The organism is Ochrobactrum sp. Marseille-Q0166 (assembly GCF_014397025.1).
Taxonomy (GTDB): Bacteria; Pseudomonadota; Alphaproteobacteria; order Rhizobiales; family Rhizobiaceae; genus Brucella.
Genome location: NZ_JACJUO010000003.1, coordinates 242,332 through 257,212, shown reverse-complemented (window position 1 = coordinate 257,212; position 14,881 = coordinate 242,332). Strand labels below are relative to the sequence as shown.

The window sequence follows — 14,881 nt, the reverse complement described above, 5'->3', positions numbered from 1 at the left end:
CTCTCTGGGAGAAAAAATGAAAAAAATTATCAACCGTCCGGCGGATATTGTCCGTGAAATGTTGGAAGGTCTGGTCGGGATTAATGCGGACTTGTCACTGCTGGACAGCGAAAATGTGGTGATACAGTCCGGATTGCCTGCGCCGGAGGAGCGTGAGGTTGCCTTGATTTCCGGTGGTGGTGCAGGCCACGAGCCAGCCCATGCAGGTTATGTCGGCAAAGGTATGCTAACAGCGGCTGTTACAGGCGAAATATTTACATCCCCAAGTGCGGATGCCGTTCTGGCGGCCATTCGCGCCAGCGCTGGCCCTGCGGGTGCTCTTCTTATCGTCAAAAACTATACAGGTGATCGGCTGAACTTTGGATTAGCCGGTGAGCTTGCAGCACTTGAAGGTATTCCCACCGAACTGGTTGTTGTGGCTGATGATGTGGCGCTTGCCGGTATTGTACCTGATGAACGCCGACGTGGTATCGCCGGAACTGTGTTTGTCCATAAAATTGCCGGTGCTGCAGCAGCATCGGGCAAGTCACTTGCGGAAGTAGCAGCTATCGCCCGAAATGCTGCAGAACGCATCGGAACAATGGGTGTTGCACTCGGCTCATGCACTGTTCCGGCCGCAGGAAAGCCGAGCTTTGAACTTGGCGATCACGAGATAGAACTCGGGCTTGGGATTCACGGTGAAAAAGGCGTGGAGCGTGTCAACATCATGGCCGCGGACCAGCTTACAGATCGTTTGATCGATACAATCGTTGATGACCGGAAAATACAGGCGGGAGCACGTGTTGCTGTACTCATTAATGGCCTTGGCTCCACGCCGCCGATGGAACTGGCTATTGTTGCGCGCCGTGCTCTGGCCAGACTTCGCAGTCTGAATATCGAAGTTATAAGAGCGTGGAGCGGTAATTTTCTAACCGCTATTGAAATGCCAGGCTGCTCGATTACGCTGTTTGAAATTGACGATGCAGCGATGTCCGGGCTGGACTATCCAACGGATGCAAGCGCATGGCCTCGTGGCGGCGCTGTGCCGGAAAACCTGAGTATCACGCATGTGTCGCGGATATCTGAAGGTGAGGCCAACGTAAAGACATCCGTATGCTATGATGCAAAGGCAGTTCATGCCATCGCACTCGCTGTTGCTGATGCACTCGAACAGGCAGAAGCTGAACTGACCGATCTCGATAGCAAAGCGGGTGATGGTGATCTTGGCGCAAGCATGGTGCGCGGTGCCCAAGCCATCCGTGATGTGCCCGAGGAGTTATGGGCAGATCCCGCAAATGCCTTCATCGCATTGGGCAATGCTGTACGCCGTGCAATTGCGGGAAGTTCCGGACCATTTTACGCAATTGCCCTCACACGCGCGGGTCGTTCACTTGGTTTGGATTCCACATCTGGGGTTCCCGATTATAAGGCGGCATTTCGTATTGCGACGGCCGCAATCAGTGAAATAGGCGGAGCCAAAGCAGGCGACCGTACGATGCTTGATGCACTGTTACCTGCCAGAGATGCGCTTGATGCAGCCGATCCTTCATTGAGCGGTAAAGATGTGTGGCATCAAGCAGCGGATGCTGCTGAAGTCGGGGCAAAAGCCACGGCGGCAATGATGCCGCGACTTGGACGTGCAAGCTATCTGGGAGAACGTGCAATTGGAGTTCCAGATGGAGGTGCAGTGGCCGTAGCTATTTGGATGCGTGCGCTGGCAAACAGTTTGTAAGCGCGATCATCGACACCAAACTCAATCATTAAGAATTCACGTCGTCACGAGAACGGGCGAACCCTTTCGTGCGCCTTGATGAAACGGACCTGAATAGGTCAAACCTTGGGAAAAAAATCATGAATCTGGAAAACATCAACGGCATCATTCCGCCAATCGTCACACCGTTCACAAGTGACGGAGAAATTGACGAAGCGGCATTCCGCAATATCGTGAAATTCAATCTCGATAAAAAAGTGCATGGTGTTTGCGTGGGCGGCAGTTCTGGCGAAGGACATACCCTCACCGTTGAAGAATTCGCGCGTCTCATGGAAATTACCGTTGAAGAAGTTAACGGACGTATTCCGGTGCTTGCGGGTATTATTGCCAATTCGACGCGTGATGCGATCCGCCGTGCAAAGGCAATTTCACACCTCTCCGTACAGGGGCTTCAGGTAACCCCGGTTCATTATGTTTTCAAACCCGATGAAGAAGCAACCTTCGCCCACTTTAAAGCCCTTAGTGAGGCGACAGACGTTCCGGTCATTATCTACAACGTCGTTCCATGGAACTATCTGAGCCCGGCACTTCTCATTCGCTTGATGAAAGAACTTCCCGGTGTTCAGGGTGTCAAGCAGAGTGCGGGTGATCTGAAGTTGATGGCCGATCTGATGTTAGGCATTCCCGAAGGCTGTAAGATTTACACAGCTGTTGATGCATTGCTTTATCCTTCATTCGCTCTTGGCTGCCACGGAACAATTGCAGCTAATCCAGCAGCAGTGCCGGGCGTTTGCATTGCATTGTGGAATGCAGTGCAGCGCGGCGAGCATAAGCGGGCGAAGGAAATTCATGAAGCACTGCTTCGCTTTTGGAACACGATTTACGCGGACAATCTGCCGGCAAATATCAAGACCGTTATTTCACTGCAAGGCACTGAAGCCGGTCTTCCGCGCATGCCGATGCCTCAAACATCGACCGTGCAGCTGGAAAACATCAAACGCGAATTGGCAAACGTACTCAAATACGAAGAAGCATAAGCGCAATCGCATGGGCGTTTTACATGAACGTCCATGCCTCTCCATGGACTTGTTCCGCTTTATTTCCGCCTCATCATCTCGTTTTGGCGGTTATTTGTTCGAATTGAGCGGGCGATATTCCTCCGAGTGTTGAGTGCCTTCTGCGTATGTTGTAAAATCCATTAATGTATTTGAAAAGCGCATGGGTCAACTGCTGGCGTGTTTGCCATGAATGTCGCCAAACTAACTCCGCCTTCAATGTTTTGAAGAATGTTTCAGACATAGCATTATCCCAGCAGTTTCCTTTCCGCTCATTGATGCTTGGAATTTGAGCTGCCTCAGCCACTTTTGATAGTCATGAGCACAGTATTGACTGCCACGGTCTGTATGATGAATGCAGCCGGGCTTTGGATTGCGCAAAGCAAAGGCTCTGTTCAATGCCTGTAATGCCAGATCTTGTTTCAAACGATTGCTGATAGCCCAACCCACAACCCGCCGTGAATGAAGATCAATTATGACGGCCAGATATAACCATCCTTCGCGTGTCCATAAGTAGCTGATGTCACCTGCCCATTGCTGATTAGGCTTGTCAGCTGAGAAATCCTGATCCAGCAAGTTCGGGGCTATATTGAAAGTATGGTTGCTGCCAGTTGTCACCTTATGCTTGCGGGTTCTGATTGCATAAATGTTGTTTTGGCGCATCAAACGCCCAACGCTCGATGCCCAAAAGATAGACCAATATCCTGTAGTTCTTGCGTCATGCGGGGACGACCATAAGATTTAAGGCTAAGATGATATTGCTCTCGAATATGCGCGAGGATCACCATGTCGTGTCTTTGCCGCCTGCTTAATGGTCGTCTGCGCCAAGCACGATAACCGCGTGATGTAACATCCATAATCTGACAAAGCATGGACTGAAATTTGATGGCGGTGTTCTTCCAGGAAAGCAAACCTCACTTGCTTGGGTCCGCAAAGAACACGGTGGCCTTCTTTAATACCTCCCTCTCCTCCAAAAGTAGGCGGTTCTCTTTGCGCAAGCGTTCATTTTCTTTCGCAAGGTCAATATCGCTAGCTGGAGGCATATCCGAGGGGCGACAACGCTGTATCCATTTCGATAGCGTGGAAAGGCCAACGCCCAAATCGGTGGCTACCTGCCGACGAGTAAGACCACTCGTAAGCGCAATCCGAACGGCTAAACGTCGGAAATCATCACTATGTAACGCTGCCATAAATCTTCTCCCTAAGGACAAATAGTCTATTCAAGGAGGCGGAAGCAAACCGTGAAAAGTCTAGAAAATCTTGCTGGAGAAATGGAAACCATTGCTCAAAGGCAAAACCATCGGCGTGCAGGGCTCAACAATAGGTGCGAATTTTCTGGGAAAATATCTAGCCGATATGGTTGAGATTTCTGAATATAGAACCACCAATGTGCATGATATAGATCTGCTGAACGGTCGTGTGGATGCGATTTTTGCCGCCCAGACGAATTTTGTGACAACGATGGAAAAACCGGATTTTGCCACCATGAAAATGGTGGGGACGGCTCTGCGCGGCGGTGTGTTCCGTACCGATGTTGGTGTAGTGCTGCGCAAGAATGAGCCGGAAATTAAAGAGCTTTTCAACAAAGCGATTTCGGACGCGGTCAAGGATGGCACTGGTCGCTATCTTTCGATGAAATGGTTCAAACTCAATTTGACACCATCGGTTGAATAAGGCTCGTTCAGACTAGAAACACAAACGGCTTCCTTCTGGAAACCGTTTTTATTTACTTTTGTATGGGGGATCTACGGCGTAGGCGGTGTGATCGGAACCGTTTGAAAAGATGCGCAGATGTCTTTGAGAATCCGGATCAGATGGCCGGAGCGGCCGCTCATATGGATCATGCCGAAACTTGGGTTCCAGTAATCGGAAACAAGCGGTACGCGCGCCATCAGATTATCATAGCGCGTTTGGTCATCTAACAAAGGGCAGAGATTGAAAATCGAATAGCCCAGATTGGTAGAGATGAGACTATAGGCCATTTCACGCGTATCCACCGTATATGCCACGCGGGGCTTGACATTATGGCGTTCAAATAAACCGCTATAATAACGGCGGGCTCCGTCAAAATCGAGCAGGATATAGGGATCTTCCTGCAACTCGACCAGTTCAATCTCGTGTCTTCCCGCCAGTGGATGACCGGGGTAAAGACCTGCATGCAAAGGCGTGCGATTGAGTTCCGCAAATTCAAGCGCGGGGTGCAGGTCATCATTAAAGGTAAAGGCGGCAGCGAGTTTTTCTGTGCGGATTGCTTCTGATAATTCCCGTGCACTGCTTTCAATGATCTGAAAATGCGCCTTGGGAATTATGCCTGAGATCTTACGCAAGATTGACGGCATAATCATTGGGCCGACACTTTTGAGCACGCCGATTGTGATGTCGCGATTCCAGTCCAGCGGAATATCGGCAGCAGCTTTTTCAAAGCCCATATAGGAATTGAGAAAATCTTCAGCGAGCGCCGTAAAACGCTCGCCTTCGCCGGTCAGTTGCATACCTTTGGATGGCGTGCCGAAAAACAAAATCACGCCAAGGCGCTGTTCTGTCAGGCGTATGGCTTCGCGAACAGAGGAGACCGAGACGGACATAAGTTCCGAGGCTCTGGACAGTGAGCCTGTCTGTTTGACGGCAAGGATATATTGCAGATGTTTAACAGAATAAGGCACGGCCATTTTGATCCCCCCAAAAATCAAACGAAATGCACATATTAATACATAAAATGTAATATTTAAATTAGATTAATGCATTTTTCAAAACAAGCGTCTTTGTTTATTTTGTCACACAAGGAAAAATAAAGGGGCGATACCAATGAACGGAACGTTGGAGAGTACCATTTCTGCCGGTGCAACCGGAGGGCTCGAAGAGAGCAAACCTGCAGTTAAAAACAATATCTCCAGTGTGGCGGCGGTAACGCTCGGCAATGCACTGGAATTTTATGATTTTACGATTTACAGCATTTTTGCTGCGGTTATTGCGCGGCAGTTTTTTCCGCTGGAAACACCTTTCGGCGGTTTGTTGTTGTCTGTGGCCGTGTTCGGTGTCGGTTTCCTCACCCGCCCGCTCGGCGGCATAGTGATCGGCGCCTATGCGGACAGGGCTGGCCGCAAAGCGGCCATGACCCTGACAATCCTGCTGATGGCGGCGGGCACCGGTCTGCTGGCGATTATTCCGCCTTATGATTCAATTGGCATTGCTGCACCGATGTTGGTTGTTGTGGCGCGTTTGATTCAGGGTTTCTCCGCAGGAGGGGAAATGGGACCGGCTACCACTTATCTTCTCGAGCGGGCACCAAGTCATCGCCGTGGTTTATATACAAGCTGGCAGTCGGCCAGTCAGGGCATTGCGTTTTTAATTGCCGGTATTATCGGTTTTGCACTGATTGAGGCATTACCGGCGGAAAGTCTGGAATCCTGGGGTTGGCGTCTGCCGTTTCTGCTCGGCATTCTGATTGCACCGGTCGGTATGTATATCCGCAACCGTTTGCCCGAAACGATTCAGCATGAACAGGCCCATAGCACAACCAAAGCCGTGCTGGCCGATGTGCTGACAGAACACCGGCGCACTGTGGTGCTGGCAGGTCTTGCCATCGCTGGCGGTGCCGTTACTATGTATATTTCGAGCTATATGACCACTTATGCCTTGACCACGCTGCATCTGCCGGCCGGGGTTTCAATGCTGGCTACTTTGGTAACCGGTCTGACAATGGCGGTAATGAGCGTTGTCGGCGGCTGGTTGTCAGACCGGTATGGCCGCAAAGTTGTGATGATTATTCCGCGTGTGCTGCTGGTACTGGCAGCCTATCCGGCCTTTATGTTGATCACTTATCAGCAAACCGGTACCACGTTGTTGCTGATGGTGGCTTTGCTGGTGACACTGCATTCGCTTAATGCCGGTGTAATGCTGGGTATGATACCTGAATCCTTCCCCCGACGGGTGCGCAGTATCGGCTTGTCATTTTCCTATGCGGTTGCTGTAACGATTTTCGGCGGCACCGCGCAGTTTGTGGTGACATGGCTGATCAGTGTGACCGGCAGCCCGATGGCACCGGCCTGGTATCTTGTTGTTGCCAATGCGTTGGCGGTGATCGCCATGTTTCTTATGCGGGAAACGCGCCATGTTTCCCTCGATGATTGATCACACTTATGGAGACAGATGAAATGGATGATCGCTTGTCAGAAACGATCAGCAGTTATCTGCCGGAACTTATTGCTATCAGACATGATATTCATAAACATCCGGAAACGGCTTTTGAAGAACACCGTACTGCTGCACTGGTGACTGACACCCTGAAAAAATGGGGTATTGATGTGGCCACAGGCATTGCCGGTACCGGCGTGGTCGGCACGCTGACAGGTACAAGACCCGGTTCAAGGGCAATAGCCTTGCGGGCGGATATGGATGCGCTGGATATTGTTGAAGCAACCAATGTGCCCTATGCCTCGGCAATTGAAGGCAAAATGCATGCCTGTGGTCATGACGGCCATACAACCATGTTGCTGGGGGCCGCACGTTATTTATCGGAACATCGCGACTTTGCCGGTACGGTTCATTTCATCTTCCAGCCGGCAGAGGAAAAGGGCGGCGGCGGTCTGTGCATGATCGAGGACGGCCTGTTTCAGCGCTTTCCTTGTGATGCCGTTTACGGGTTGCACAATGAACCAGGGCTGGCCTTGGGTAAATTCGGTATCCGTTCTGGCCCGATGCTGGCCAATGTTGATACATGGACGGTGGTTTTCAAAGGAACCGGCGGTCATGGTGCCGTACCGCACCGTGCAACTGATCCGAGCGTGCCGCTCGGACATTTTCTGACCGGCCTGCAGAGCATTGTCGGGCGCAGTGTACCGGCGCGAGAAACGGCGGTGATCAGTGTCGGATATATTGCCGGCGGTCATCCTGATTCCGGTAATGTTATTCCTTCTGAAATTACAGTTCATGGCACGGCACGGTCATATGATCCGGCAGTGCGGGACATCTTGGAAAACCGCTTGTCTGAACTGGGGCAAAATCTGGCAGCAGCTTACGGATGCAGTGCCTCTGTGCTTTATAAGAGAGGTTATCCGGCTCTTGTTAATAGTGTTGAAGAGACTGCCATTGCTGCAAAGGCGGCTGTCTGTGTGACGGGTGAAGCAAATGTGGACAGCGATTTTCCGCCGATCACAGCGGGGGAGGATTTCGCCTATATGTTGCAGAACAAGCCGGGCGCATTCATGCTGATGGGCAATGGTGTGGATGAAAACGGACATTTTCATCATGTGCATACACCGCATTTTGATTTTAATGACCAAGCATTGCTTTTTGGTATTGGCTATTGGGTTGCGCTGATCAAAGCCGAATTGGGCTGATCTCAAAAAGAATCTTGTAATGAACCGTTGTTTCAGCAGCGGTTCGTTGCATGAAGTATTTGCAAATAGTCCGCTTGCTGTGAAGCGGTCTATTCATATATTTTAGTTTTAGTGCTTATAGCGACAAACCGATGGCGACTGACACCTTTATTGGATGACAATCTGTAAAATGCCGAATTTATAGAATGCAGGATGTGTCGTCCAATTATCTGAGACATTTGGGCTTTGGAAGATTGGATTTGCCTGCCTTTTGACGCCGTAGCTTAGGAAATGATCATTTAAGCGGTAAAATCTCGGCTTGGCAGTGCTAGTGACACCCTATGATCGAAGCTTTTGGTCGTCGGTGTCTGCATCTCGCTTTTTGTCCCATTCCCGCTTCTGTTGAGCAAGCTATAATAAGCCGAAATAAGCTACGTTTGTTTCAAAGCTGCTGATGCCGAATAAGAGTGCATTAATTTTCAGATATCATAGATAAAGAACCAATAATTAAAGCTTTGACACCAAGCATATATTTATTTTTAATTTCGCAGTTTCCTCTATGGCCACTGTTTTGGCTTGTTTCTTCTTTGGGAATAAGGGTATCAGCAACAGCAACACACACATGCGCGACAGTTTGAAAAAGCCAATGAGCTTGCTCATTTGTAAGATTATAGGATTGCACTAATAATTTTTGGTGGTTATGAATTTTTGTAATCATATCCGGTGTAATCAAATCTTCACGTAGCAAATACGGTGCGATGCCCGGATGTTTTTCCACAAAGTGCCACATACTAGCACCGAAAGTTTCCATGTATTCTTCCAATGGCTCGTCATGTGGGGCAGGAAGCTGCCAGCGTAGGAAAATTTCGCTCGCAACTAACTGCTTGAGCTCATCTAAAGAGGATACATACGTGTAAAGCGTCATATGACTGAGGCTAAGTGCTGCTGCAACACCGACGATAGAAATCTTTGGCAGTCCCATAGCAATTCCGGCATCTGCAATTTGCGTCCGCGTGATTTCCCGCCGTGGCCGGCCACGGGCTGATTTTATGGCACTCATCATATATTCTCTAGTTTCTCAGAACGGGCAAATGACGGTAACACGGGCTGCGTCATCCTGATATTCGAATAAACTTATATACCAGTTTTGTGCGAAATGAATTACAGCCCACAAAAATGACTGTCATAAAAACACGCTACCGGATTATACATGTTTTAAATATTTTAATAAGTTATATAGAACCAGCAGGCAGAGCTACGCATGTCAGCACAAAATTTTGCATGAAATGTAAGTGTACAGCGATTTCCTGACCACGTCGCCAGTGTTGCGACCAATCTTTTGTGAGCCTTAACCGGCCTGCGCGTTTGCTGAAGTCCACTGTCATTTCTGCTGCATAAAATCCGTAGAAACGGCCTATCTGCGGGTAGAGCGCTTTATAAAGACTCTCTTTGGCTGAAAAGGCTGTGGTGACGGCAAGGCCTTTGCACTGCTGTGGCAGGCGTTGCATTTCATCCCGGGTTAAAACCAGAGCAGCAATTTTTTCTGCCTCGTCTTTAGTTTGGAGCGTTTCAATATCAATGCCTACAGCGCAATAGCGGACATTTTCTGCAGCAATGGCGAGGGCATAGCCGTTACAATGGGATATGGAGCCTGTCGTGCCCAGCGGCCACACCGGCACATGATTGGCCGTGCGGTGAGGGGCGGCAACCATACCGGTTATTGTACGCAGTGCTTCACGAGCGCAGCGCTGTCCTGCAATAAATTCTGCTTTGCGGCGCGGGGCAAAAGACTTAAATGTATCCGGCAAAGTCACCGCTTCCATATCACGAAAATCCGGGTTCAGGGGCAGATCACTGCAGGGATAGCGGCACATAAACAGGCTGGTATCTCCGGCCAGCTCCGGCCATGGTGCAAGTCTAAACGGTTGCATGTCCGGTCGAGCAGGGGAATGTCCTTCAGCAGCCAAGAGTTGCTCCTCCGTCTACAACAATATCCTGCATGGTCACGTGCCCTGCCAGATCAGAGGCCAGAAACAGCACAACGTTGGCAATGTCATCCGGTACCGCAATTTTGCCGAGCGGTATGCCAAGTTTGAACTGCGCCGGCAGGCCGTCAATCAGCTGCTGTTCACCGGAGTTGTTCTGCAACATGTCTGCCAGCATGGGCGTGCGGGTTGATCCGGGGGAAACCACATTGCAGCGAACACCATAAGGTGCAAGCTCCAGTGCTACGCAATGGCTGAGGCTGGTCATTGCCGCTTTAGAGGCGCAATAGGCCGCCATATTGATGCGCGGCACATGGGCGGCATTGGAGGCAACATTGACAATCGCCCCGTGTCTTTGTTTGCGAAAGACCGGCGCCCAGTTATGCAGCATGTAAAATGCGCCGCTGGCATTCACGTCAATGCAGGTTTGCCAGTCATCGGCGGAAAGGCTCTCCGTGGTGCCGGGTTTCAAAACGCCTGCAACATTGACCAATATATCCAGCGTATTATCTTCCGCTTTCAAATGATCGCAGAGTTTTCTCACTGCTGCTGCATCGGCAATATCGGCTTGCAGCAACTGGAAACTGCAGCCGCTGCTCTGATCCGCAGCTTTGCAGTCAATGCCGGTGACACGGGCACCCTGACGTATGAATTGCTCGGCAATACAGCGCCCGATGCCTTGTGCAGCACCGGTGATGATGACACGCTTACCAGCAAAAGAGGCGTATTTATTGATATCCAGAAGGCTCATTTTCAGGCTGCCTGTTGCTGCTTTTCAATTAGTGCCCACCATGCTGTCAGGGTGGGGTCAAGTGCCAGTTCCTCAAAGCTGATGTCCAGCCCGCGCTCTTTCAGCTCTGCAGAAAATTTCATGACTTTAAGCGAGTCCAGCCCGTAAAAAATCAGGTTTTCATCGGCATCAAACTCACTGGCGTCCTCAACTAGTTGCAGTACACGCTGCTGCAGCCAGCTGCGGGTGGTGCCTGTGGCAGGCTCCTGCACCAGATTATCGGTCCCGAACACGCAACCGCAGCGTGTAGCAACATATTTTAGCGCGAGCCGGTGCTCATCCTCGGAAAAATCTGCTATCGCATCGCCCACCAAAAATGGCTGTATATCGCTCATAAAAGCTTCAACCGCCGTGATCATGCAGCCGATATGGGCATAGACCCCGCCGATAATCAGCTGGTCGCGGTTCCATTCTTTCATTTGCTGTTTCAGGGGGGAGCGCTGAAAAGCGCTGTAACGCCATTTGGTCAGCACCAGATCACTGCTGTCCGGTGCCAACTCATCAATAATCTGCTGCGCTTCCGGGTCTGCCACGGTTAGACCGGGCCCCCACATATCGTTCAGCAAAGCGCGGTCTTCAGCGGACTGATTATGGGGCTGGGCGGTATAAATGACGGGGATGTTATGGCTTTTTGCCCATTGGCGCAGGCGCACCAGATTGTGCACCAAAGTCTGCATCAATGTGCCTTCCGCATTATAGAAACGCAGGAAATAGCGCTGCATATCATGGATCAGCAAAACAGCGCGGGATGAATTGATGGTCCATGCAGTTTTATTGGCAGGATAGGTCGCAGGCTGCGGAATTGCATAATCAGCAATTTTAGGAATTGTCATAGCTGGCTTTCTGATAATGAAATGGGAAGATTTAAGTTTAGTGCTAAGCTGCTTTCCCGCTTAGCGCTCAGAGCGCGCTGGCATTTTGTGCGAGAAGCGAACGCAGATGTTTCTTGTCGATTTTGCCGACAGGTGTGAGTGGCATATGTTCGATGAACTGAATGCGATCCGGCAATTTATATTCGGCGATACCCAGTGCTGCGAGATGACGGCGCAGGGTAGGTGCTTTCAGTTGCGGGTTGCGGGAGACGACAAAGGCGCAGCTCTTCTCGCCCAGCAGCTCATCATCCATCGCCACAAGGGCAGCATGGGTCACATCATCATGCAGAACGATCAGATTTTCGATTTCTTCCGAGGCGACTTTCTCACCGCCGCGATTGATCTGATCTTTCACTCGGCCGACAACACGCAGATAGCCCTGCGCATTGCGTTCAACAATATCACCCGAATAATAGAAACCTTCCTTGTCGAAGATACGGGCATTATGCTCAGGGCTGTTATAATAGCCGCAAAATGTATAGGGCCCGCGTGTGGCAAGCATACCGGCCTCACCATCAGGCAGCTCATTGCCGTTTTCATCAGTAATGCGGATTTCATCATCGGGACTGATCGGTCTGCCTTGTGTGGTGAAGACAAATTCTTCATCATCTCCCGCTCTGGTATAATTCACCAGACCTTCCGCCATGCCGAAAACCTGCTGCAAACGGCAGTGCAGAATTTCTGGAACTTTGCGTGCCAGAACCTCGGCAAAACTGGCGCCGCCCACCTGAATCAGCCTGAGCGAATGCAGCTTTTCCTGATGTTCGGGGGCAGCCTGCAACCAAAGCGCTACGGCTGGCGGTACAAGGGCAGCCATATCAATGCGGTGACGCTCAATCAGGGTGAAACAGCCAAGCGGTTCAGGATTTGGCGCAAGAATAACGCAGCCGCCGGCATGAAAGACGCCAAGTGCGCCGGGAGAGCTGAGGGCATAATTATGGGCTGCGGGCAGCGCGCAGAGAAACCGCGTCTGCGGTGTTAATTCGCAGATATCCGCACTGGCACGTACGCTGTAATCATAATCATTATGGGTGCGGGGGATGAGTTTGGGTGTGCCGGTACTGCCGCCGGAAAGCTGGAAAAAGGCAACTTCATCCGCCGGTGTCGGTGCCAGCGTCGGGGCAATGATGCTGCCATCCGGTTCTTGCAGCCAGTTACCGAGTTCGTTGGCTTCATGCGCATCGCTGTCATCACCGGCAAGCAGTGTGAGTTGTGGGCGCAGACCTTCCGCATCCAGTTCCTCCAGAAAGCGGTTATCCTTAAACAGCTCATGCTGTTTGGTAGCTATGATCAGTTTTGGCTTGATCTGGCGGGCATAGGCGGTGAGCTCAAGTCTGCGATGGGAGTAAATCGCATTAACCGGCACAATGCCCGCTTTAAGCAATGCGAAAAATACGATGTAAAATTCCGCAATATTGGGCAGTTGTACCAGGGCAGTATCGCTTTGACTGATACCGGCAAGTCGAAGGCGGGTCGCCAGGTTGCCGGAGAGCTGATCGAGCATGGCATAGCTGATGCAGCGCTCACCGCAGAGAATGGCCGGGGCATCCGGTCGTGTAAGGCTCTGGTTCAGGAGAATTCGAGTGAGTGGCTGATCAATCCAGTAACCTTTGCGGCGATAGAGATCGGCTCTTTCCTGCGGCCAGCGTGTGAATTCAATTGTCATTATTCTACCAGTCTAAGGTGAAATTATGCTATGCTTTTAAAGCGTCAGAGAGAGTTTGCGCGCTCGATAGGGTGCATTGTGCTCTAATTATTCAGGCCACAAGCGCGCAGCATCGTGCCGAGTTTGGTTTGCACCTCGTTCCATTCCGAGGCGGGGTCGGAGGCCTCAACAATGCCTGCACCGGCAAAAAGCTGCACAATATTGCGCCGCACGCTGCCGCAGCGGATGGTCACCACCCATTCCCCGTTGCCCTGCGCATCTGACCAGCCAACCATGCCGGTGAAAAAGCGCCGCTCGAAAGGTTCGATAAAATGGATCAGCCGTCTGGCGCGTTCGGTCGGATAGCCGCAAACCGCCGGTGTCGGATGCAGCAGACAGGCAAGCTGCAAGGCCGTCAGCGACTGATCGGCAATGGTGCCGTGAATGCGCGTTGAAAGATGCCAGAGCGCGGCTGTGCTGATCAGCGAAGGCCGGTGCGGCACATCCAGCCTATCGCAAACAGGTTGCAAATGGGCGGCAATGTCCTCAATCACCAACCGGTGTTCATAAAGGTCTTTTTCAGAGTGGTTGAGTTGCTGTGCATTGTGCTGATCGGCAAGCGGATCGCTCATGCGTTTTGCCGAACCTGCCAGCGGATTGGAAATGATATTGCTGCCGCTTTTACGGATTATAAGTTCAGGGCTGACACCGACAAGCACCGCGCCATCATCCAATAACAAGCTGAACTGATAGCCCTCGCGGTTTTGCGCGCGCAGATTGGCGAGCATTTGCTGCGTATCGACATCCTGTTCGAACGTGATCTCACGCATCACTGAAAGCACGGCCTTGCGTACATCGCTGAGGCGGAAATTGGCAATTGCCTGTTCCACCGCACGTTTGAAACCGGCTTCATCGGGGAGGCTTTTCTGTGCGGCGGGTTTTAAAACAGCAGGGGCGGCGAAAGAAACGGCAGGTGCAAGATCGTGCCATTCATAAGATTGCGGGACGAAAAGACAGGATGGTTCTGCAGGGTTGAAGGGAATAGCGCCGACAATGACCGGATTATCCTGTCCGTTTTTTTGCGCTTCTCTCAATGCAGCTTTTATAGTGCGTTGAAAAACACTATTGGTATCGCTGCCGTTTTCTGCAGGAGTGTTAATTTCGCGGTGCAGACCGCGGGTGCGCAGTTCTTTATTTCCGGACGTAAACGAGAAAAACCTTTCGCCATTAACATCAGATTGTTCTTCAGACACATCGGTTCTGAGGTGACTTGCTTTCATGCTCATTACACTCCTGTGACGGATGTAAGGGAAAATACCTGCAGCGCAGAGGGGATCGGCTGCGGCATCGGGCAGAAATTTCAGATCGGAATGAAACGCCCTCACAATTTATTCGCTAAACAATCGGGTTCTTTGGTTTGAGAATTTGCGGATAAGCGATTTTCGTTTCGCTGATATGCACCTCCTGCCCATGTCCGGTATTGGGAAATCTCCAGCTGGAAGAGGCTATGTACCGGCGATACCATT

General features: G+C 51.0%; 12 protein-coding genes and 1 pseudogene. 5 read left to right on the top strand and 8 right to left on the bottom strand.

All coding sequences use genetic code 11. The annotated features are described in order from the left end of the window. Nucleotides 1-16 precede the first annotated feature (16 nt). Together H5024_RS19675 and H5024_RS19670 are read left to right on the top strand one after the other, a co-directional pair. Nucleotides 17-1,711: a dihydroxyacetone kinase family protein gene (locus H5024_RS19675; protein WP_187548896.1), complete on the top strand. Its 1,695-nt coding sequence runs from the start codon at nt 17-19 to the stop codon at nt 1,709-1,711. A 119-nt stretch (nt 1,712-1,830) separates the two neighbouring features. Continuing rightward, on the top strand, nt 1,831-2,727 hold the full coding sequence (locus H5024_RS19670) for a dihydrodipicolinate synthase family protein (RefSeq protein WP_187548895.1): 897 nt from the start codon (nt 1,831-1,833) through the stop codon (nt 2,725-2,727). Nucleotides 2,728-2,800: 73 nt separating this feature from the next. Here H5024_RS19670 and H5024_RS19665 read toward each other — a convergent pair. Next, nucleotides 2,801-3,935, bottom strand: a pseudogene (locus tag H5024_RS19665) (IS3 family transposase). 91 nt (nt 3,936-4,026) lie between these two features. Between H5024_RS19665 and H5024_RS19660 the strand changes: the two are divergent. Then, nucleotides 4,027-4,419, top strand: coding sequence for a transporter substrate-binding domain-containing protein (locus H5024_RS19660; RefSeq protein WP_187548894.1), 393 nt, complete (start codon nt 4,027-4,029; stop codon nt 4,417-4,419). A gap of 71 nt (nt 4,420-4,490) precedes the next feature. Here the strand turns inward: H5024_RS19660 and H5024_RS19655 are convergent, their stop codons facing one another. After that, complete coding sequence (locus H5024_RS19655; RefSeq protein WP_187548893.1) at nt 4,491-5,414, bottom strand: LysR family transcriptional regulator; 924 nt, start codon at nt 5,412-5,414, stop codon at nt 4,491-4,493. A gap of 136 nt (nt 5,415-5,550) precedes the next feature. Between H5024_RS19655 and H5024_RS19650 the strand changes: the two genes are divergently transcribed. Further along, nucleotides 5,551-6,876, top strand: a complete 1,326-nt coding sequence (locus H5024_RS19650) for an MFS transporter (RefSeq protein ID WP_187548892.1) — start codon at nt 5,551-5,553, stop codon at nt 6,874-6,876. Nucleotides 6,877-6,899: 23 nt separating this feature from the next. After that, nucleotides 6,900-8,084, top strand: coding sequence for a M20 aminoacylase family protein (locus H5024_RS19645; protein ID WP_187548891.1), 1,185 nt, complete (start codon nt 6,900-6,902; stop codon nt 8,082-8,084). A gap of 451 nt (nt 8,085-8,535) precedes the next feature. Here the strand turns inward: H5024_RS19645 and H5024_RS19640 are convergent, their stop codons facing one another. The 6 genes from H5024_RS19640 to H5024_RS19615 form a co-directional block, all read right to left on the bottom strand. After that, nucleotides 8,536-9,126 carry a TetR/AcrR family transcriptional regulator gene (locus H5024_RS19640; protein ID WP_187548890.1) on the bottom strand — a complete coding sequence of 197 codons (591 nt, stop codon included), beginning with the start codon at nt 9,124-9,126 and terminating at the stop codon, nt 8,536-8,538. 169 nt (nt 9,127-9,295) lie between these two features. Next, entirely contained in the window at nt 9,296-10,030 is a 735-nt protein-coding gene (locus H5024_RS19635; RefSeq protein ID WP_187548889.1) for a 4'-phosphopantetheinyl transferase superfamily protein, read from the bottom strand. Beyond that, entirely contained in the window at nt 10,020-10,799 is a 780-nt protein-coding gene (gene dhbA / locus H5024_RS19630) for a 2,3-dihydro-2,3-dihydroxybenzoate dehydrogenase (protein WP_187548888.1), read from the bottom strand. Before dhbA ends, H5024_RS19635 begins: the two co-directional genes overlap by 11 nt. Nucleotides 10,800-10,801: 2 nt before the next feature. Continuing rightward, on the bottom strand, nt 10,802-11,671 hold the full coding sequence (locus tag H5024_RS19625; protein WP_187548887.1) for an isochorismatase: 870 nt from the start codon (nt 11,669-11,671) through the stop codon (nt 10,802-10,804). A gap of 67 nt (nt 11,672-11,738) precedes the next feature. Further along, a complete protein-coding gene (locus H5024_RS19620; RefSeq protein ID WP_187548886.1) occupies nt 11,739-13,376 on the bottom strand; it encodes a (2,3-dihydroxybenzoyl)adenylate synthase in 1,638 nt (545 codons plus the stop codon). 83 nt (nt 13,377-13,459) lie between these two features. Then, a complete protein-coding gene (locus tag H5024_RS19615) occupies nt 13,460-14,635 on the bottom strand; it encodes an isochorismate synthase (RefSeq protein ID WP_187548885.1) in 1,176 nt (391 codons plus the stop codon). Nucleotides 14,636-14,881: the final 246 nt, after the last annotated feature.

What these genes read in the sequence shown, in the direction of transcription:
- H5024_RS19655 (WP_187548893.1), bottom strand. Translation starts at nt 5,414, where the DNA reads ATGGCCGTGCCTTATTCTGTTAAACATCTGCAATATATCCTTGCCGTC.
- H5024_RS19615 (WP_187548885.1), bottom strand. Translation starts at nt 14,635, where the DNA reads ATGAAAGCAAGTCACCTCAGAACCGATGTGTCTGAAGAACAATCTGAT.
- H5024_RS19625 (WP_187548887.1), bottom strand. Translation starts at nt 11,671, where the DNA reads ATGACAATTCCTAAAATTGCTGATTATGCAATTCCGCAGCCTGCGACC.
- H5024_RS19640 (WP_187548890.1), bottom strand. Translation starts at nt 9,126, where the DNA reads ATGATGAGTGCCATAAAATCAGCCCGTGGCCGGCCACGGCGGGAAATC.
- H5024_RS19650 (WP_187548892.1), top strand. Translation starts at nt 5,551, where the DNA reads ATGAACGGAACGTTGGAGAGTACCATTTCTGCCGGTGCAACCGGAGGG.
- H5024_RS19675 (WP_187548896.1), top strand. Translation starts at nt 17, where the DNA reads ATGAAAAAAATTATCAACCGTCCGGCGGATATTGTCCGTGAAATGTTG.
- H5024_RS19645 (WP_187548891.1), top strand. Translation starts at nt 6,900, where the DNA reads ATGGATGATCGCTTGTCAGAAACGATCAGCAGTTATCTGCCGGAACTT.
- H5024_RS19670 (WP_187548895.1), top strand. Translation starts at nt 1,831, where the DNA reads ATGAATCTGGAAAACATCAACGGCATCATTCCGCCAATCGTCACACCG.
- dhbA (WP_187548888.1), bottom strand. Translation starts at nt 10,799, where the DNA reads ATGAGCCTTCTGGATATCAATAAATACGCCTCTTTTGCTGGTAAGCGT.
- H5024_RS19620 (WP_187548886.1), bottom strand. Translation starts at nt 13,376, where the DNA reads ATGACAATTGAATTCACACGCTGGCCGCAGGAAAGAGCCGATCTCTAT.